Source organism: Rhizobium sp. RM (assembly GCF_013390595.1).
Classification (GTDB): Bacteria; Pseudomonadota; Alphaproteobacteria; order Rhizobiales; family Rhizobiaceae; genus Agrobacterium.
The window spans coordinates 338,274-357,065 of record NZ_JACAWV010000007.1 but is presented as its reverse complement, the minus strand read 5'-3'; the positions used below and the strand labels follow the sequence as shown (position 1 = coordinate 357,065).

The window sequence follows — 18,792 nt, the reverse complement described above, 5'->3', positions numbered from 1 at the left end:
GTTGTCCCGGCGTCAACAGGGTAACGGCTGCACTTGTGGCAGGCCGTGAAAAACGCAGAGACGGCAGAAGGGATGAGGTGCATGTCCGACGAGAAGAAGCGCAACGACTGGCAGCTTCTTGCCGAGAAGGAACTGAAACGTTCGCCCGATGACATTGTCTGGCATACGCCGGAGGGCATCGATATCAAGCCGGTTTATACGGCCAGTGACATTGCTGACGTAGCTCATCTCGATAGTCTACCCGGGTTTTCTCCTTTTGTGCGCGGTCCTCGTGCTACCATGTATGCCGGTCGTCCCTGGACAATTCGCCAATATGCCGGTTTTTCGACGGCAGAGGCGTCCAACGCCTTTTACCGCAAGGCATTGGCTGCCGGACAGCAAGGCGTTTCGGTGGCTTTCGACCTTGCAACACATCGCGGTTACGATAGCGACCATCCGCGTGTTGAGGGCGACGTCGGCAAGGCCGGAGTGGCGATCGACAGTGTCGAGGATATGAAGATCCTATTTGACGGCATTCCGCTCGAGAAGGTTTCAGTGTCGATGACCATGAATGGCGCCGTCATTCCGGTTCTGGCGAATTTCATAGTTGCGGGAGAGGAGCAGGGTGTTTCGCGTGCCGAGCTTTCGGGCACCATTCAGAACGACATTCTCAAGGAGTTCATGGTCCGCAACACGTACATCTATCCGCCCGAGCCGTCGATGCGTATCATTGCCGATATCATCGAATACACGGCGAAGGAGATGCCGAAGTTCAACTCGATTTCCATTTCCGGCTACCACATGCAGGAAGCTGGAGCGACGCTGGTCCAGGAACTTGCTTTCACGCTGGCAGATGGCCGTGAATATGTCCGTGCCGCACTCGCCAAGGGCTTGAATGTCGATGATTTCGCCGGCCGCCTATCATTCTTTTTCGCCATCGGCATGAATTTCTTCATGGAGGCGGCGAAGTTGCGTGCCGCACGTCTGCTCTGGTCGCGCATCATGGAAGAGTTCAACCCCCAAAAGCCATCTTCGCTCATGCTCCGCACCCATTGCCAGACATCAGGCGTATCGCTTCAGGAGCAGGATCCTTATAACAATATCGTGCGTACTGCTTTCGAGGCGATGTCCGCGGTTCTCGGTGGTACGCAGTCGTTGCATACGAATTCCTTTGACGAGGCGATTGCCCTGCCGACGGAGTTTTCGGCACGTATTGCCCGCAACACCCAGCTTATCCTTCAGCACGAGACCGGTGTGACCAAGGTTGTCGATCCCCTGGCTGGTTCCTACTATGTCGAGAGCCTGACGACAGAACTGGCAGAAAAGGCCTGGACATTGATCGATGAGGTCGAAGCCCTTGGTGGGATGACCAAGGCTGTGGCCGAAGGCTTGCCCAAGCGACTGATCGAGGAAGCTGCGACCCGCCGTCAGGCAGCCGTAGACAAGGGCGAGGAGGTCATTGTCGGGGTCAACCGTTACAGACTTGAAACGGAAGACGAAATCGAGGTTCTCGATATCGACAACGCGGCTGTGCGGGCGGCGCAAGTTCGCCGGATTGCGGATACGAGGCGGCGTCGAAACGCCAAGGAAGCAGAATCTGCCTTGGCAGTTTTGTCCGAGGTGGCGCGCAGCGGAACGGGCAATATTCTCGAGGCTGCCGTGGTGGCTGCCCGGGCCCGCGCGACGGTCGGCGAGATATCTGATGCACTTCGCTCGGCCTACGGGGACCATGCGGCAGTTCCAGAAGTGGTCAGCGATATCTACGGTGAAGCCTATAAGAACGAGCCGGAGCTTGCTACGCTCGCTGCCCGCCTTTCGGGCGTGGCGGAAAAGGTTGGCACCAAACCGCGCATCTTGGTCGCCAAGCTTGGACAGGACGGACATGATCGCGGTGCGAAGGTCATCGCTTCGGCCTTCGGTGATATCGGTTTCGATGTGATTGCCGGGCCGCTGTTCCAAACCCCGGACGAAGCCGCTGACCTCGCCGTGAAGAACAGAGTGCATGTCGTCGGCATGTCGTCACTGGCGGCGGGGCACAAGACGCTTGCTCCGCAGCTTGTCGAAGCCCTTAAAGCCAAGGGCGCACAGGATATCATCGTGGTGGCCGGTGGGGTCATTCCGCGTCAGGACTACCAGTTCCTGCTCGACCACGGCGTTTCGGCCATTTTCGGACCGGGCACCAATGTCATGGATGCGGCCAACAAGGTGCTCGACCTTCTGGAAGGCATCCGCCGCAACGCGTGAGGAAACAGGAATGTTTGGAAAACTGAACCACATCGCCATCGCGGTGCCGGATCTCGATGCCTCCGTGGCGCATTACAGGGCACTCGGGGCTGCCGTGTCGGAACCGCAATCGCTACCGGAACATGGCGTGACCGTCGTGTTCATTCAGGCCGACAATACCAAAATCGAGTTGTTGTATCCGTTGGGAGAAGGCTCTCCTATCGCTGCGTTTCTCGGCAGGAATCCAATGGGCGGTATGCACCATATCTGTTTCGAGGTGCCTGATATTTTGGTCGCCCGCGACGGTCTTGTTGCGAAGGGCATTCGTATTCTCGGAGATGGAGAACCCAAAACAGGTGCACATGGCAATCCGGTTCTCTTTCTACATCCCAAGGACATGTCGGGAGTGCTTTACGAACTGGAAGAAGTCAAATCCCCGCCGACACATGTCTGAAACACAACTGCCGTAGGGCTGCGTCGACTTAAGACATGCGCGTGAAATCGAATGTTCGTTTCCTTTCTTTTGACATTCGTTTAATTTTCGTTTTTATGGTTGCTGTCTTTCAACGGGCCGAGGAAATCGGCCCGGTAACGACGTGGAGGCAGCATGTCTGGCAAAAAAATATACGACATTTTCGTGATTGGCGGCGGTGTGAACGGCTGCGGGATTGCGCGCGATGCGGCAGGCCGTGGTTATTCTGTTGCGCTTGCGGAAAAGGGTGATTTTGCCTCTGGCACGTCGTCTGCTGCAACTAAGCTGATCCATGGCGGTCTGCGTTATCTCGAACATTACGAATTCCGGCTGGTGCGCGAGGCGCTGATGGAGCGCGAGGTGCTGTGGGCGATGGCGCCGCACATCATCTGGCCAATGCGCTTCGTGCTGCCGTTCCAGAAAGGCGGCGTGCGCCCGGCCTGGCTGATCCGGCTCGGCCTGTTTCTCTATGACCACCTGGGTGGCCGCAAGCTGTTGCCGGCGACGAAGACACTCGACCTTCGCCGTGATGTGGCCGGCAAGCCGCTGAAGCCGGTGTTTGCCACGGCATTCGAATATTCCGACGGCTGGGTCGATGATGCCCGTTTCGTGGTGCTGAATGCCCGCGATGCGCAACAGCGCGGTGCGACGATCCTGAACCGCACCCGCGTGGTGTCGGCACGGCGCGAGGCTGGCCTATGGCGGATCGAGACCTTTGACGAAAAGAGCGGGCAGGCGGGTGTCTATACCGCCCGCATGCTGGTCAATGCCTCCGGTCCCTGGGTCGATACGGTGCTGTCAGGCGTGTTCGGCCGCAACAATGTCCACAATGTCCGGCTGGTGCAGGGCAGCCATATCATTGTGAAGAAGAAGTTTGCCGATCCGCGTGCCTACTTCTTCCAGAACCCGGATGGGCGTATCATCTTCGCCATCCCCTATGAGCGGGATTTTACGCTGATCGGCACGACCGACCGCGACTATACCGGCGATCCGGCCAATGTGCGTATCAGCGCCGAAGAGACGAGCTATCTGTGCAATGCGGCAAGCGAGTATTTCTCCGAGCCGGTCAAGACTGAAGATATCGTCTGGACCTATTCGGGGGTTCGCCCGCTGTTCGATGACGGTGCATCGAAGGCTCAGGAAGCAACGCGCGATTACGTCCTGAAGGTGGAAGGCGCCGATGGCGAGGCACCGCTTCTCAACGTGTTCGGCGGCAAGCTGACAACCTATCGTCGACTGGCCGAGCATGCGCTGGAAAAGATCGGTTCAGCCATCGGGGCAAAGGGCAACGCCTGGACAGCGTCTTCCCATCTGCCGGGTGGTGACTTCGGGGTGAATGGTTATGAGGAACAGGTGAAGGCGCTTTTGGCGCGCTACCCGTTCCTTGAGCGTGTGCATGGTGAGCGACTGGTGCGCAATTACGGTACGGATGCTGGTGAACTGCTTGGCGCTGCATCGGGCGTTGCCGATCTCGGTCGCCACTTCGGTGGAACGCTCTACGAGATCGAGGTGCGCTGGCTGGTCGAACGCGAATGGGCCGTCACCGCAGACGACATCCTCTGGAGACGCACAAAACAGGGCTTGAGGTTGAACGAGGAACAGATCGCCGAGCTCAACGACTTCTTGCGGGTGCCTGAACCGGCCTGACCGCTCGTGCAGCAAATCGTTCAATCGGTGTTGGCGTTTCTGCCGTGTTTCAGCACGCTGTCCTGTGTCAGGACATAGTCGTCTGCAGCCGACAGGGCGAGGTCCAGGTGGCCTTCGAAAACCAATTCGGATTCATCGGGTCTAATCCGGAGTTTCGGCATTCCGCCAAAACGGACGGCCTGGGACTGGGCGAGGCCGTCGGTGATCCCGCTTTCCAGAAGGTCGAAATATCGTGTGCCCGGTCCTGTCAGGTAAACCGGCATGTGGCCGTGCAAGCTGAAGAGCCGTGACAATCCGTTGCCAAGCGACAGTCCGGCTGTACGAAAGGCAAGGCGTGGCATGCGTGCGCCGGCACGTGCGGCGACAGCAATCTTGTCGACTTCTGCGACTGGCACGAACTTCGCCGGTTCGGCATGGGCTGGCGCTTCAAAGGCTGAACGGAGGATCGCGTAAAAACCGCTATAGGCCTCGATACAGCCTCTCGTGCCGCAACGGCACAAGGCTCCATCAGCGAGATGGAGCATGTGCCCGAAGTTTGGGGCGCTGAGGTCGATGGCGTCACCGTTTCGTCGCGCAATCCCAAGTCCGATGCTGTGGCCCAGCGACAAGGCGACAAGCGCCTCTGCGCCCGCGGCCAGTTCATCGCGCATGTTTTCCCTGATTGCCACCGCTTTTGCTGCAAGCAGGGTTTCATTGTTGAGGGTGACCCGAACATGCCCGTTCTCGCCCAGAATTTCCTGAAAGTTGATTTTCTCGTTACCCAGTACCGGTGACCAGACAAGCGTGGCGGAGGTCGTGTCGACCAATCCTTTGCTGCTGATGGAGATCTGGAGAATGTCTGCTCTAGATATGTGTGAACGTAGTGCGAGCCTTTCTATGCCGGCGACGATGGAGTTGGCGAACGTACCTTCTGCAGTCACGTTCCGTTGTTCTGCGAACCTGTCGACCAGTTTGCCCGAGTAATCCACAAGCGAATACTGCACGCTGTCGGACGAGATGATGATAATTGCGACGTAGCAAAACGCTCCGTTTGGACCAAAGAGAATTCGGGGACGTCCGCGTCCTGCAGCGTTTTGTTGTTCCTTGCGCTGTATCAGTCCCGTCCGTTCAAGATCTGCGGTTATGGCAGAGACCGTCGCCGATGCCAGTCCGGTGAAAGATGACAGATCCGTGTGTGACAGGCTGCCTTGGCGACGAAGGGCCGACAGCACCGAAAGGCTGTTTTTCTGGCGCACCAGTTCGGTACTTGCAATGACGGACATGTGCCGTGCTGCTCCCTGAAGGGTCTGTTCTTGTTGTGCCTGCGGGCAGGCTAATGGCCGAAGCCACAAGCCAAATCAAGACATCAAAGGACTGCCCGCAGCCGTTGTTGACAGCCTGGGGAATCTCTGACATTAATTTTCTCGACTGTCGAGAAAATTGTGAAATCACAGTGGCCGGCAGCATTTTTCGGGCGGTTTTCCTGCATGGAGGTGCAGGCTTCGCCCTTACCGGGAGGACATCATGAATTCATTTGCCAAGCTTTTGGCGGGCACCGCTGTGCTCGTTTCTCTGCATACAGCCGCTATTGCTGCCGACCTCGTCGTGGGCGTTTCCTGGTCCAACTTTCAGGAAGAGCGCTGGAAGACCGATGAGGCAGCGATCAAGTCCGCACTGGAAAAAGCCGGAGCGAAATATATTTCTGCGGACGCTCAGTCATCAGCTGCCAAGCAGCTGACGGACGTTGAATCGCTGATCTCGCAGGGCGCCAATGCGCTTATCATTCTTGCGCAGGACAGCGACGCAATCGGCCCGGCGGTAGAAAAGGCCGTTGCTGAGGGTATTCCGGTCGTTGGTTATGACCGCCTGATCGAAAACCAGAGCGCGTTCTATATTACCTTCGATAACAAGGAAGTTGGACGTTTGCAGGCTGCTGAAGTCTTCAAGGTCAAACCTGAAGGCAACTACGTCTTCATTAAGGGTTCGTCTGCCGATCCGAACGCCGACTTCCTGTTTGCCGGGCAGCAGGAGGTCCTGAAAGCCGCTGTTGACAGCGGCAAGATCAAGAATGTCGGCGAAGCCTATACGGATGGCTGGAAGCCAGAAAACGCCCAGAAAAACATGGAGCAGTTCCTGACCAAGAACAACAACAAGGTCGATGCTGTTGTTGCTTCGAATGATGGAACGGCTGGCGGTGCAATCGCTGCTCTGGCGGCACAGGGTCTTGCCGGTTCCGTTCCTGTTTCGGGTCAGGATGCTGACTTTGCAGCCCTTAATCGAGTTGCGCTCGGCACGCAGACGGTTTCCGTCTGGAAGGACAGCCGTGAACTGGGCAAGGAAGCAGCGGGCATCGCGCTGGAACTTGCCGGTGGCAAGAAGATGACAGAAATCAAAGGTGTGACGACTTTTGAAGGTGGTCCGAAGAAGGTCGCGATGCAGTCGGTATTCCTCAAGCCGGTTGCCATCACCAAGGACAACCTCGGTGTTGTGATCGACGCTGGCTGGATCAAGAAAGAAACAGCTTGCCAGGGTGTGAAGGCCGGAACCGTCAAGGCCTGCAACTGATACATCAAGTGTCCGAGCTTGGGCGCTGCGCTGCAGATAGTGGCGCGGCGCCTTTCAGACGTGAGGAGGACCGGCAGTCCATGGCCGACATTACCCAAACCAATTCAACCACGCCGTCCAAGAGCGACAAATCTGGTTCAATTGCGCGCTTCATCAGTGCGACCGAACTGGACACTCGTCTTCTTGGCATGGTTGGTGCGCTTCTTCTGATCTGGATAGGATTTCATATCCTTTCCGGCGGCCTGTTTCTGACGCCGCGAAACCTGTGGAACCTGTCGGTACAGACCGCCTCCGTTGCAGTTATGGCAACGGGGATGGTGCTTGTAATAGTAACCCGCAATATTGATCTATCGGTCGGGTCCATCCTTGGCTTTTCCGGCATGATCATGGGTGTGACCCAAGCGGAGATTTTGCCGCAGATCCTCGGTTTCGAACACGGCGCGACATGGATCATCACGCTTTTGGTCGGCATTCTCGTCGGTGGTGGCATAGGCATGCTGCAAGGCTCCATCATTGCCTTCCTCAATGTGCCGTCCTTTATTGTCACGCTTGGTGGCCTACTGGTTTGGCGTGGTGGTACGTGGTTCATCACCAGCGGTCGTACGGTTGCTCCAATGGACTCGACCTTTCGGCTTATGGGTGGCGGCACCAGCGGGTCGATTGGCGCTACGTGGAGCTGGATCGCTGCCATCGTCGCCTGTCTCGCCATTGTTGCCGCGATCCTGAACTCAAGGCACCAGCGTCGCCGTTTTGGCTTTCCATTGCGTCCCGTCTGGGCGGAGTATTTTCTGGCAGCACTCGGCTGCTTCATCGTTATTGGCTTCGTTGCGATCGTCAACAGCTATCCGTGGCCGGTCAACATCGCCCGCAACTACGCGGATGCGAATGGCATCGCTTGGCCGGATGGTGGCTTGTTCATCTCTCATGGCATAGCCATCCCGGTGCTGATGGCGCTCGCTGTCGGTGCCGTGATGACATTTATTGCCACTCGGCTGCGCTTTGGCCGTTATGTCTTTGCCATTGGCGGAAATCCGGAGGCGGCGGAATTGGCGGGCATCAAAACCCGCTGGGTGACGGTGAAGATATTCACGTTGATGGGCGTGCTCTGCGCCATCGCAGCCGCAATATCGACAGCTCGACTTAACGCCGCAACCAACGCGCAAGGCGAGCTGGATGAACTCTACACCATCGCCGCCGCAGTGATCGGCGGGACGTCGCTTGCTGGCGGTGTCGGAACGATAGCGGGCGCGATGCTCGGTGCGCTGGTCATGCAGTCGTTGCAGTCCGGAATGGTGCTTGTGGGGATCGACACGCCTTTCCAACGCATCGTCGTTGGCGTGGTGCTCGTCGTGGCCGTGTGGCTCGACACCATCTACCGCGCTCGCGCAAAGTAAGAACCGAGGAGACACCGATATGGTTGAACAAATCACTCCCCTCGTGGAAATGCGTAACATTTCCATTTCCTTCGGCGGTATTCATGCGGTGGAAAACGCCTCCGTCGATCTTTTCCCCGGAGAGGTCGTGGCCCTGCTGGGACACAATGGCGCGGGAAAATCGACGCTAATCAAGATTCTTTCCGGCGCCTACAGGCGGGACAACGGAGAAATTCTCATCAACGGCGAGGATGCGGATATCCGCAATCCCCGCGACGCCAAGAAATACGGGATCGAGACGATCTATCAGACCCTGGCCGTCGCCGACAACGTCGACGCCGCAGCAAATCTTTATCTCGGACGTGAGTTGAAGACGAAGTGGGGTACGTTGGATGACGTTGCCATGGAAGCCTCGGCGCGTGAGGTCATGGGGCGGTTGAACCCGAATTTCAGACGCTTCAAGGAGCCGGTGAAGGCGCTTTCAGGTGGTCAGCGGCAGTCCGTCGCGATTGCACGGGCCATTCTGTTTGATGCCCGCATCCTCATTATGGATGAACCAACTGCAGCGCTTGGTCCCCAGGAGACGGCGCAGGTCGGTGATCTAGTAAAGGAATTGAAACGGCAGGGGATTGGCATCTTTCTCATCAGTCACGATATCCATGACGTGTTCGATCTCGCCGATCGGGTATTCGTGATGAAAAACGGAAAGGTTGTTGGTCACGCCCGCACACAGGATGTGACGAAGGACGAGGTCCTTGGCATGATCATCCTCGGCAAGGTGCCGGCCGGTGCGGTACCAGGTCCGGGTGCCGTCGCGGTGTGAAACATGATGACATTTTCCTGATATTGAAAAACGCCCGGTCTATCCGGGCGTTTTGCTTAATGGATCAGGCGATCGCCGTGATGGTTTGGGCGTTTTGTGCAAGACGAATTTTAGCAGGAATGCCGATTGCCGTTGCACCTTCGGGCAGGTCGATCAAAAGCACCGAATTTGCGCCCACCGATGAGCCTTTGCCGAGCGTTACCCCCCCTAGCACGACACAACCCGCACCGAGGAAGACATTCTCCCCAATAACCGGATCGCTCGCATCAGCCTTGCCACGTTTGCCGATCGTCACATTCTGCAGCACCGTGACATTGGCGTGGAGAGTGGCCGCGCCAATAACGATGCCGTACGGATGGGGTATGTAGAGCCCGCCTGCGGTCCGTGTGTCTATGGCTATTTCCGAGCTGAATATCAGACAGGTAAGCCACCACCATATGCGGCGCAAAGGCTTGCCGACGACTGGAACTTTTTCCAGTATTTCCTGAACGCGGCGTGCGAAAACGAACTGAAAACCGGCTGTTATGAAAAACAACCGGATAATGAGCTTGAGGTTGACCGGATCGCCGTCGGCGCGGGCGAAGCTGTGTATGTCCGCTTTTATTTTCTGAAAAACTGTTTCTTGAATCATGAGTTTAAAAATCTGTGGTGAATGTGAAATGCGTTGCTGCGAAAATATAGCCTGCGGAGCTAGGTCTTCCTAATTGAAATAGCCCATGTTATGAGCAATATCATGGTTGATTGTGCGGCGCACAACAAGCCAAATTACTTTATTTTTATTCTAATATTTTTTGCTTCCTGTTCTGGTTTCCGGTCAAGCGGACAAGAACGAAGAAAAGGATTTAAGGCTTTGCGGCTGTTCGGTTTGCGGCTCTTTGTTTTCAGCCTACTTCAATTTCTGCACCTAAGAGCAATGTCTCTTGGTCACGGACTTTTCTCATGAGATTACTCGGGGCGGCGAAAAGCCTTTCGAACCTTGGCCTGCGTGGCTTCACGCTGGTTTTCCGATTTGTCCTTTCGTTCTACATCGTCAAATATCTAGGCCTTGAGGCGACAGGCATTTATGGGCTAGCTGTCGGTCTGATCAGCTTCATGCCGGCTTTTGTGGGCTGGGGGCTCAATTATTTCGTTGCTCGCGATGTGGTTTCTCAGACACCGGCGTTTGCCGGTGCTCGCGTGAAGAGCCGCCTTATGGTGACCACGATTTCACTCGCAGTCGTTACCATGATCGGCCTCGGTATCTTGGCAGCGACCGGTGTCGAGCTTAAACGCATCTATCTGCTCATCCTCATGTTGCTGTGGCTGGAAACCTACGCGCTGGATGTTCACATCCCATTGATAGCGCAGGAAATGTCGATCCAGGCGAACATACTGGTTTTCTTTCGCTCCGCTCTGTGGGCGCCCGTCGTCATTGCGGCAGGAGTGCTACTTCCAGAGTTTCGCTCGATAGAGTGGGTCTTTCTCGGCTGGATTTTATCTTACATTCCAACCTTGTTCGCCTTGGCGTACTTCATTCGAAAGTGGCCTATGAAGGATATAGCGCGTGCTCCGATCCACCATGAATGGTTGCGGTCGCGCCTGAAAACCTCCTGGATGATCTATGTTAGCGATCTTTGCCTCGTTGGCCTGATGTATGCGGATCGCTACATCGTAAACTTCGTTCTCGGCCTGACATTGACAGGTGTTTACACCTTCTTCTGGACTCTCACGAATTCACTGCAGACGCTGGTCAGTACGGCGGTGGTACAGGTGGCGCTGCCGATCCTTTTCAGGGCCTATAGCGAAGGGACGCCAGCGGACTGGCGCAAGGCAATGTACCAGCAGTTCACCAAGACTGCTGTCATGTCGGTTATCCTCGGGATTGGCGTTTTTGTTGCATGCGAGGTGCTGATCCGCTTCATGGATATGGAGCAGATCGCCGAACATCGTTTCCTGTTCGTGCTGATGTTGCTGGCGGCCATCGTCAGGTCCTGTTCGGATATGCTCAGTACCGGGCTGACCAGTATCAAGAAAGACCGGCATTATGCGCTCATCAACATGGTGAGCGTCGTTGTGATGATCTTTGTTGCCTATGCCATGATGCGTATCTTTGGACTGAATGGAGCTGGCATCGCTGCACTTCTCACAGCCACAGCCACAGCCATCGTGAAGGCGGCTTACCTTGTGAAGTTCAGCGATGAAACCTTGGGTGCAAAAACAGTCTCAACAGCCTGATCTACAGATCTTTTTCACATCGAAACCAATACATAAAATTCAATCTATCTATTTAAATGCATCGAAATTCGCCTCCTGTACGGTCTTCGCATAAGGCAAAGAACTGGTCGATCAGGAGTGGCAGGCGATGGGAAAAATTGGGCATTTTGCGACGGTTGCAGCGATGGCGGTCAGCACTGCTCTAGTCGGACTTGGTCAGGCGCAAGCGTTTACGCCGGGTGGTATTGCCCGTAGTGGGTCGGCCGCACAAAGTCGTCCAGGCCTCTTCATGGTCGCCCGCCGCGAGACACTACCGCCATTTGCTTTCGCCAAATTCTGTGTAGCAGAAAGCGATCAGTGCCGCACACACGGAACGGAAACCACGGTTGATTTGATCAAGGAAAAACGTGCGCTGCTTCAGCGTATCAATTCTGAAATCAACACGAAGATCGCTTACTCCGACGATAACGGTGCCGCTGACGACTGGAAGATCAACGTCACGCAGGGCGACTGTGAAGACTATGCACTAACGAAGCGCGAACAGCTACTGAAAGCCGGCTGGCCTTCAGGTGCACTGCGGATCGCCACCGCGCGGTTGAATAACGGCGTCGGTCACGCGGTTCTCATCGTCAGCACGACAAAGGGTGATCTTGTTCTCGACAATCGCACCAATGTCGTCAAACCGTGGTTTGCCGCACAGCTTCGCTGGGTGAAGATCCAGTCGCCAGAAGACCCGAACAAGTGGCTTTCGCTATAAGGCCTTGAAAGGAGCGGGCGCTCGCCGCCCGTGTCCAAATCTCAACACGTGCCAGATTTGCTTCGGATGAAAACTGGCTCAAGCTGCCTTTGTCTGAAGCTTTTGCTTGTGCTTGTGGCTTGATGAAATGAATGGCTTTTCGACGAAGCGGTACGTCAACGTGGCTGCGACAATCGTCATTCCGATGCCGATGACGAGGAGCGGATAACCGGTCATGCCCAAGTAGACGAGAGTGCTGAGCAGCACCGGATGCACGAGATAGACCGAATAGCTGATGGTGCCGAGCCGTGCCAGCCAGCTATTGCAGACCAGACTGGATTTCTGGAAAACGTAGAAGAAAAAGAAGGTTATGGCACCGATGCCCCAAGAGGCGAGTGCTACGCTGAATGGCAGCATTTCCGCCAGGCGCCGGGAGGGGCGAAGACCAAAACCGACGTAGAGGATCGTCGCAGACACCGCCACGAAGACGAGGTTGATCCACCAGAATTGCTGTCGGCTGAATGTACCTTTGGTATATTCCAGTATGAAAAGCCCCCAGCAGCAGGCCAGCATCATGCCGAGACGTCCGAGCGGAACACGCACCGGAAACGAGACGGCAATGACAGTCACGACGATCGACAGTGCAAGCGCGACGCAAAGCAGCAACCTGGGGCGAATTCCTCCGGCAGCGCGCCACCATAAAAACAGACCGATATACCACATGAACTCGATGACGAGCGTCCATGAACCGCCGACATAATCCTCGAGGCCGATCCATGAGTTGAGAAAAAAGAGTTGGCCGAAAAACATTTCGAGCGGTCTCTCGACGGGAATGCCTTCGATAAAGGTCCGCGTCAGAAACGTTGCGGCAAAGATGAAAAGATAGAGGGGGTAGATTCTGGCGACGCGCTTGACCCAGAAGTCCGAGGTGGATTTTGAACGCTCCAGGCTGAACGGAATGACGAAGCCGCTGACAAGAAAGAAGGCAAACACGCCAGCCTGCCCGAAATTGGCAAACCAGTTATACGGCCCTTCGCCTTTGACGGAAATAAAACCCGCATATTCAAAGGCATGCTGTAGCAGGACGTAGAGTGCGGCCACACCGCGAACGCAATCTATATACACAAATCTGGATTGAGATTTGGGCGTCTCTGCAATCATCTGGAATATTCCTTTTCCCGTTGCCGGAAATTTCAATCGTCAAAAATAAGGGAGGTTTTCCCTTGCATGAAAAATGTGCCGGTCAGGCTGCGTTTGCGCCAACAGGTTCGAGCCTGTCTGAAAACGTTCGAAGTCGTTTGGGTGTCCTGCCTTTTGCTTCCTGCTTCATCCGGAGAGCAAAGATGTCGCTGAAAATATAACCAACCATAAGCGTGGCGAAGGACGGACCGTAACATTGGACCGTTACGGCGTAGATGTTGAAAATGGTCATCATTTTCAGCTTGGAAATATCGGTCGTGTAGTACGTGCTGCGATACATCGAGTAAAAAAAGAACAATATCGGGAAGCCCATCATCAGGAATGTCGCCAGATAGAAATTGTCCAGCGGTATGAACAGGTCTCTCGAGGAGGTGTAGTACATCGGATAGGTAAAACAGCCGAGACCACATCCCGTAAACATTGAGAAGGGAGCCTTGTCTGCCATGATAAGGAAGGGCTCCTGCCAGGTATTGTTGATCCGGTCTTCAAGGCTCATCAGCTTGCCACTGACAGCGCCAAGATCCATGCCGCCCACCAGCAGCATCAGCAATGGCGGCACGAGAAGGCAAAGGAAGGAGAGGCGCGCTGAGAGTCTCAGGAGAGCTACGCTCATCGCCTTGTTGCGAATACAATAATCGAGCAGGTAAAGTCCCACCGCTACAACCATCACGCCAAGTGCCGTCTTGCTCGTCGTCGTATTGATGGCCCAGAACGCAAAGGGAAGGCAGAAAAGATTGATTTTAAACGAGTGGTGCCTGGAGAGCATGGTGAAGAGGAAAACGATGAAATAACTCGCCATCGTGTTGTCGCCAGCGAAGCCGCCGTAGCGGATGATTCCGCCCGGTACCCACCATAGGCGTGTCGCCTCGCGGGTAACGCCGAAGACTTCATATTGCTGCCCCAGCCAGGGATAATCGACATGGGGATTGAGCAGAACGCCAACGATTGTCGCCACGAAGATGAACCGCAGCATTTTCATCACCCAGGGTTTTTGCTCGAGCGAGATGCCGCCAAGTGCCAGCCCGATGAACATGGGTACAAACATTTTGATGGACGAGAAAAAGCCGACAATTGTGTCGTTGGTCGTGAGCAAACTGATTGCCAGCGAGAATACAAAGCAGAAAACGACCCAGATTCCATAAGGGTTTCTGCGAACCCAAATCTGCTGAAACGCAAAGATCAAAAACGCCGCGAACGCCGTTCCATCGATCAGGAACCAGGCGAAGCCGATGTGAAGCATCCCGAAATAATACCGCATCGCGCCGGACAGTGCGTCACGCATCGCGTACAGCATGAAGGCGACCGTGAGGAACATAAGGGTGAAATGCTCGACACCACGCCGCGTGAGAAACTTGTTCAAAAGAACGTCCTTAAAAAATATTATTCCCGCGGTTTTACGGGGTCTTCGGTCTGCAGCGCCGCGCCGGCTCTAACATCCCGCAGTGCAATCGATTTTCGCAATCAACAACTTCAAATTCAAATTTGGGCATTGTGTCTCGTAGAAACGCCAATGCAAAATATTCTCAAAATTATTCGTGGGTGATCTCGTTTCGTCAAGACCCAGCCTTCGCAACTGCGGAATTTTTGATTGTTTGCAGTAAATTTCCCAAGGTATATTGCGGTAGATTTACAGCGCTCAAAGGCAATGTTGCGTAATCGTAATGTTGAAATCATACGGATTAACCAGACACGCAATTGGCGGGTTGCCGCATCGCAAAGCAGTCAGTAAGTTTAGGTGGCGTTGATGACGGGCCTCCGGATTTACCGGTGGTCTGGACGTTGTGCCTTTTGACTTCGAATTTTCAGTATATTTTTTGAAATAAGAATACCGGTTTCAGTTTCGATTTTTGGCGCTCTCGCGCAGCATGTATTTGATAAGGAATAATTATGCGCATTCTGACGATTTCTGCGCTATTTCCGCCGAATATTGTCGGTGGGGCAGAAATGAGCGCGTGGAATTTCGCGCGTTGGCTGGTTCAGCAGGGTCATGAGGTTGGCGTTTTGACGTCTGCCAACAGCGAAGCGGACGTCCTTCATGGTGATATGGTGGATGGGCTTCGTACCTGGCGCCTTACCACACCGCACATCTACCCGGTTAAGGCAGCGCAGCAGGTTGGCGGCTGGCGCAAACCTGTCTGGCATTTGCAGGACCATTTCGATCCGCGCAATGAGATCCTCGTGAACCGTGTGCTGGACGAGTTTCAGCCTGACCACGTGAACATTCATATGGCGCAGGGCATGGGTCACAACATTCTCAAATGTTTCGAAGGACGAGACATGTCCGTCGTGATGTTCCTGCACGATCTCAATCTCGCTTGTATCAAGACCACTATGTACAAAAATGGCGACAATTGTACGGGCCACTGCAAACCCTGCGCCGTCTCGGCGAAGGTGAAGTATGGCTACATGAAAAACGTCGTGAAGCTTGGGCTCTGCTCACCTTCTCGGGCCAACCTTGAGACGGTGGCGAACTTCTTCCCTGTCCGCAACTTCAAAAATACCGACATTCTCGACGCGAATACGTATCCGCAGCCAACTGTCGAACGGGTAGAGGCTGACTATTTGCGCATCCTGTTCGCGGGGCGGATTCACTCGACAAAGGGCATAGATCTTCTGCTTGAAGTGCTTTCGGAACTTGCTGACGATCACCAGTTTTCCATCACGATCGCGGGCCGCGGCACAGATGAGGACGCCCTGCGTGCACGTTACGGGAACGAGCGATGGTGCCATTTCGCGGGCTTTATTCCACAGACGGAATTGAGCAATCTGATCGAAAACAGCGACGTTCTCTGTGTGCCGTCGATCTGGGCGGAAAACTCGCCTGGTGTCGCGATCCATGCTCTTAGCCAGGGGCTCCCTGTTCTTGCCAGCAACCGTGGTGGGATTCCCGAACTCGTTGATGACGGCAGGAGCGGAGCCTTGTTGCCGCCGGGCGATCACGCTGCTTGGAAGGCGATGCTGAAAAAGTTGCTGGAAGATCGCGTGCTGTTGAATGGCTGGCGTGCCTACGCCACAGAGCACAAAGCGCGTTTCAACCAGGACACGATCGGACAAGAGATATTGTCGTTCATTCACGATCTGCGTGAGGGGCGACCGCTATGACGCGTCGCATCTATATCAACGGACGCTTCCTCACTGGCGCTGTGACAGGGGTTCAGCGTTACGCGCGCGAGATTGTCACAGCGTTGGATCGTCAGCTTGCAGCAAGTCCGGACCTGAGAGACAATTTTGAGTTCGTTCTGCTCGTGCCGGGTCGTTGCGATGACACCCTGCCGCTTATGCATATCAGGCAGAAGAAGGCTGGCGCCTTCGGCGGACATGGCTGGGAGCAATTCTACCTGCCATGGCTTGCTCGGGACGGCTATCTTCTCAATCTTGCAAACAGCGCGCCGCTGTTTAAGTTACATCAGTTGCTGATTATCCATGATGCGGTGATCTACCGCTTCCCTCAGTACTTTTCCAAAGCCTATCGCTCCCTGCACATGTTGATCGACGGCGTGTGTTCACGGATTGCCAGAATAGGCACGGTTTCCGATTTTTCTGCGCGGGAGATCGCACAGGTTTTGAAGGTGCCGGAGCGGGCCATTCCCGTTTTCGCGAACGGCCATGATCACATTCTGCGCATCGATGCTGATAGTAGTATCATTGAAAAACTCGGCCTTGCCGACGCACCCTACTTCTTCATTCTCGGATCAAAGGCGCCCCACAAGAATATCGATTTTGCCATCGATGCATTTTTGAAGGCCGCGCCCAAGAATTTCAAACTTGTTGTTTCGGGTGGGGCGAATTCAAAGGTGTTCGCGGACAGCAAGCTCATTGAAGCATCGAACATCATCTATACCGGGCGTGTCTCGGACGAGGCGATCGTTGCGCTTTATCGGCATGCCTATGCGCTCTTGTTTCCAAGCCTCTATGAAGGCTTTGGTATTCCGCCCATTGAGGCGCTGGCATGCGGTACGCCCGTGCTTGTCAGCGATATCGATGTGCTCAAGGAAGTCTGTGGTGCGGCTGCGATCTACTTTAGTCCGACAAACCCGGAAGGACTTGAGCGCGCCATTCGCGACGTCACCACCGATCGGTCAATTCTTGTTTCGGCGTTTGAACACTCTCGCAGCACACTGCAGCAGTTTACGTGGGAAAAGAGTGCCGAGAAACTTTTGAAGTATCTGCAAACCGTCTAGGCGAATTGGCATTTTAGGGAGCGGGCAGGGGATGGAAACCGTCTGATTGCTCCAGTCAGGTTAAAACGTGCGCATTGCCCTTTGTTCAGCACTTTACCCCACACCAAAGGAACCTTGGGTTTTCGGTGGTGCGGAAATGTTTCTGCGGCAATTCGCCGAGGGACTGGCAGCGACGGGTGACGATGTCATCGTTATCCGGATTGCATTGGACGGAACGGCAAGACAGGAAATTGCCAACGGCGTTACCGTGCATTTTCTACCAATCCGAAACCTGTTCCCGCCATTCGAGGCAAACAAGAACCCTCTGGCACGGATGGCGTGGCATTTGATCGATGATCGCGGACAAGCCTCCAGCCTCGTTCGGGATGTTCTCAAGGAGGTCAAGCCGGATGTGTTTCATTCCCACACGCTGAACGGGCACAACGCCGACGTCTGGAACGTCGCACGCGCACTGGGCATACCAATCGTGCATACTCTGCACGACTATTATCTGACCTGTCCCAAGTGTACGCGATTCAAGGCGGTTGAACCCTGCGAGCATGCTTGTGGGGCGTGTTCACTTCTCACTCAAAAAAGGCGGCAGCGAACGCGTCTGATAGATGCGGTTACGAGCGTCAGTCGGCGGACGCTTGATGTCCATCGCAGCGAAGGGCTTTTTGACGGCACAAGCTCCCACGTCATTCACCACGTCGCCAACCCCGCGATAAGATTGGAGCAGCCGGTGCCGTATGATGGTGTTCTAAAGGTCGGTTACATCGGTCGTTTTGCCGAGGAAAAAGGCGTGCAACGGCTGATCCAGGCTGTCGCAGAAGTGCCTTCAGAACAGCTTGAGTTGAAACTGGCTGGCTCTGTCACGGCTGAAGACGAGGCTCGTCTGCGCCAACTCGCACCGGGGGCGAACCTCCAGTTTTTGGGTTTTGTCGATCCCGTGGAGTTTTATCATGACGTCCATGTCTGCGTGGCACCATCGATCTGGGAGGAACCGGCTGGTCTGGTCATTCTCGATGCACTTGCGGCGGGGCGCCCTGTGATCGGCAGCAGCAGGGGCGGCATTTCTGAGGGGGTAGAAGATGGCGTCACGGGCTGGATTGTGGAGCCGACTGTGGAGGCAATCCGTGAGATGCTAAACCGGCTACTTCTGAAGCCAGATCTTGTGCGTGATGCCAGTGCTGCGCTTGCTTTGCGTTCTGCCACGCGCCGGTCGTTTGCGGATTTGCTGCGTGATTATAGGAGTGTTTACAATAGGGTAGCGAACCTGGTCTGAAGTCGTTTCGCCCTCACGAAAAGCGTTATAACGACAAAGTTTTCCGCGCTGGGTGGTGGGAAAGGCGGAATTGGGTTACAGGTTAGAGATTAGATCCGGGCGAAAGCCGTCCGAGAAAAGTGTATTTCGACGTTATTTTTAAAATTTCATATTGCGT

Annotated in this window: 16 protein-coding genes; 12 read left to right on the top strand and 4 right to left on the bottom strand. The window is 55.0% G+C overall.

All coding sequences use genetic code 11. The features are described from left to right. The first annotated feature begins 81 nt into the window (after positions 1-81). The 3 genes from scpA to glpD all read left to right on the top strand — a co-directional run bounded on the left by scpA (position 82) and on the right by glpD (position 4,321). Positions 82-2,223, top strand: a complete 2,142-nt coding sequence (scpA, locus tag HWX89_RS06285; RefSeq protein ID WP_138795895.1) for a methylmalonyl-CoA mutase — start codon at positions 82-84, stop codon at positions 2,221-2,223. A 10-nt stretch (positions 2,224-2,233) separates the two neighbouring features. Then, a complete protein-coding gene (mce, locus tag HWX89_RS06280; RefSeq protein WP_138795896.1) occupies positions 2,234-2,656 on the top strand; it encodes a methylmalonyl-CoA epimerase in 423 nt (140 codons plus the stop codon). Positions 2,657-2,809: 153 nt separating this feature from the next. Further along, positions 2,810-4,321 (top strand): glycerol-3-phosphate dehydrogenase, encoded by a 1,512-nt coding sequence (gene glpD / locus HWX89_RS06275; protein WP_178340643.1) that lies wholly within the window; start codon positions 2,810-2,812, stop codon positions 4,319-4,321. A gap of 20 nt (positions 4,322-4,341) precedes the next feature. Here the strand turns inward: glpD and HWX89_RS06270 are convergent, their stop codons facing one another. Next, a complete protein-coding gene (locus HWX89_RS06270) occupies positions 4,342-5,583 on the bottom strand; it encodes an ROK family transcriptional regulator (protein WP_138793520.1) in 1,242 nt (413 codons plus the stop codon). Positions 5,584-5,824: 241 nt separating this feature from the next. Between HWX89_RS06270 and xylF the strand changes: the two genes are divergently transcribed. The 3 genes from xylF (at position 5,825) to HWX89_RS06255 (ending at position 9,061) form a co-directional block, all read left to right on the top strand. After that, the gene (xylF, locus tag HWX89_RS06265; protein ID WP_138793519.1) at positions 5,825-6,865 is read left to right on the top strand and encodes a D-xylose ABC transporter substrate-binding protein; all 1,041 of its coding nucleotides are present in this window, start codon (positions 5,825-5,827) and stop codon (positions 6,863-6,865) included. Between the two features lie 80 nt (positions 6,866-6,945). Beyond that, positions 6,946-8,259, top strand: coding sequence for a sugar ABC transporter permease (locus HWX89_RS06260; protein WP_138793518.1), 1,314 nt, complete (start codon positions 6,946-6,948; stop codon positions 8,257-8,259). A gap of 19 nt (positions 8,260-8,278) precedes the next feature. Next, positions 8,279-9,061 carry an ATP-binding cassette domain-containing protein gene (locus HWX89_RS06255; protein ID WP_138793517.1) on the top strand — a complete coding sequence of 261 codons (783 nt, stop codon included), beginning with the start codon at positions 8,279-8,281 and terminating at the stop codon, positions 9,059-9,061. 64 nt (positions 9,062-9,125) lie between these two features. On the opposite strand, the gene HWX89_RS06250 is transcribed toward HWX89_RS06255, so the two are convergent. Beyond that, positions 9,126-9,692, bottom strand: coding sequence for a serine O-acetyltransferase (locus HWX89_RS06250; protein WP_138793516.1), 567 nt, complete (start codon positions 9,690-9,692; stop codon positions 9,126-9,128). A 308-nt stretch (positions 9,693-10,000) separates the two neighbouring features. Here HWX89_RS06250 and HWX89_RS06245 point away from each other — a divergent pair, with 308 nt between their 5' ends. Both HWX89_RS06245 and HWX89_RS06240 read left to right on the top strand, forming a co-directional pair. Continuing rightward, positions 10,001-11,275, top strand: a complete 1,275-nt coding sequence (locus HWX89_RS06245) for a lipopolysaccharide biosynthesis protein (RefSeq protein ID WP_138793515.1) — start codon at positions 10,001-10,003, stop codon at positions 11,273-11,275. Positions 11,276-11,402: 127 nt separating this feature from the next. Continuing rightward, positions 11,403-12,011 (top strand): transglutaminase-like cysteine peptidase, encoded by a 609-nt coding sequence (locus HWX89_RS06240; protein ID WP_138793514.1) that lies wholly within the window; start codon positions 11,403-11,405, stop codon positions 12,009-12,011. Between the two features lie 78 nt (positions 12,012-12,089). Here the strand turns inward: HWX89_RS06240 and HWX89_RS06235 are convergent, their stop codons facing one another. Next, the gene (locus tag HWX89_RS06235) at positions 12,090-13,151 is read right to left on the bottom strand and encodes an acyltransferase family protein (RefSeq protein ID WP_138793513.1); all 1,062 of its coding nucleotides are present in this window, start codon (positions 13,149-13,151) and stop codon (positions 12,090-12,092) included. An 82-nt stretch (positions 13,152-13,233) separates the two neighbouring features. Continuing rightward, positions 13,234-14,163 (bottom strand): hypothetical protein, encoded by a 930-nt coding sequence (locus HWX89_RS06230; protein ID WP_138793512.1) that lies wholly within the window; start codon positions 14,161-14,163, stop codon positions 13,234-13,236. Here HWX89_RS06230 and HWX89_RS06225 point away from each other — a divergent pair. The 4 genes from HWX89_RS06225 to HWX89_RS26510 all read left to right on the top strand — a co-directional run bounded on the left by HWX89_RS06225 (position 14,110) and on the right by HWX89_RS26510 (position 18,635). Beyond that, complete coding sequence (locus tag HWX89_RS06225; RefSeq protein WP_138793511.1) at positions 14,110-14,733, top strand: hypothetical protein; 624 nt, start codon at positions 14,110-14,112, stop codon at positions 14,731-14,733. The genes HWX89_RS06230 and HWX89_RS06225 overlap by 54 nt on opposite strands. Positions 14,734-15,077: 344 nt before the next feature. Then, complete coding sequence (locus HWX89_RS06220) at positions 15,078-16,292, top strand: glycosyltransferase (protein ID WP_138793510.1); 1,215 nt, start codon at positions 15,078-15,080, stop codon at positions 16,290-16,292. After that, positions 16,289-17,371, top strand: a complete 1,083-nt coding sequence (locus HWX89_RS06215) for a glycosyltransferase family 4 protein (RefSeq protein WP_138793509.1) — start codon at positions 16,289-16,291, stop codon at positions 17,369-17,371. Before HWX89_RS06220 ends, HWX89_RS06215 begins: the two co-directional genes overlap by 4 nt. Before the next feature lie 67 nt (positions 17,372-17,438). Beyond that, complete coding sequence (locus HWX89_RS26510) at positions 17,439-18,635, top strand: glycosyltransferase family 4 protein (RefSeq protein ID WP_138793508.1); 1,197 nt, start codon at positions 17,439-17,441, stop codon at positions 18,633-18,635. The last annotated feature ends 157 nt before the right edge of the window (positions 18,636-18,792 follow it).

Bases quoted from the DNA above. Each gene is read 5' to 3' on its own strand.
- HWX89_RS06250 (WP_138793516.1), bottom strand. From the start codon at position 9,692: ATGATTCAAGAAACAGTTTTTCAGAAAATAAAAGCGGACATACACAGC.
- HWX89_RS06235 (WP_138793513.1), bottom strand. From the start codon at position 13,151: ATGATTGCAGAGACGCCCAAATCTCAATCCAGATTTGTGTATATAGAT.
- scpA (WP_138795895.1), top strand. From the start codon at position 82: ATGTCCGACGAGAAGAAGCGCAACGACTGGCAGCTTCTTGCCGAGAAG.
- HWX89_RS06230 (WP_138793512.1), bottom strand. From the start codon at position 14,163: ATGCTGCGGTTCATCTTCGTGGCGACAATCGTTGGCGTTCTGCTCAAT.
- xylF (WP_138793519.1), top strand. From the start codon at position 5,825: ATGAATTCATTTGCCAAGCTTTTGGCGGGCACCGCTGTGCTCGTTTCT.
- HWX89_RS06215 (WP_138793509.1), top strand. From the start codon at position 16,289: ATGACGCGTCGCATCTATATCAACGGACGCTTCCTCACTGGCGCTGTG.
- HWX89_RS06240 (WP_138793514.1), top strand. From the start codon at position 11,403: ATGGGAAAAATTGGGCATTTTGCGACGGTTGCAGCGATGGCGGTCAGC.
- HWX89_RS06225 (WP_138793511.1), top strand. From the start codon at position 14,110: ATGGGGATTGAGCAGAACGCCAACGATTGTCGCCACGAAGATGAACCG.
- HWX89_RS06220 (WP_138793510.1), top strand. From the start codon at position 15,078: ATGCGCATTCTGACGATTTCTGCGCTATTTCCGCCGAATATTGTCGGT.
- HWX89_RS06245 (WP_138793515.1), top strand. From the start codon at position 10,001: ATGAGATTACTCGGGGCGGCGAAAAGCCTTTCGAACCTTGGCCTGCGT.
- HWX89_RS06255 (WP_138793517.1), top strand. From the start codon at position 8,279: ATGGTTGAACAAATCACTCCCCTCGTGGAAATGCGTAACATTTCCATT.
- HWX89_RS06260 (WP_138793518.1), top strand. From the start codon at position 6,946: ATGGCCGACATTACCCAAACCAATTCAACCACGCCGTCCAAGAGCGAC.
- HWX89_RS06270 (WP_138793520.1), bottom strand. From the start codon at position 5,583: ATGTCCGTCATTGCAAGTACCGAACTGGTGCGCCAGAAAAACAGCCTT.
- glpD (WP_178340643.1), top strand. From the start codon at position 2,810: ATGTCTGGCAAAAAAATATACGACATTTTCGTGATTGGCGGCGGTGTG.
- mce (WP_138795896.1), top strand. From the start codon at position 2,234: ATGTTTGGAAAACTGAACCACATCGCCATCGCGGTGCCGGATCTCGAT.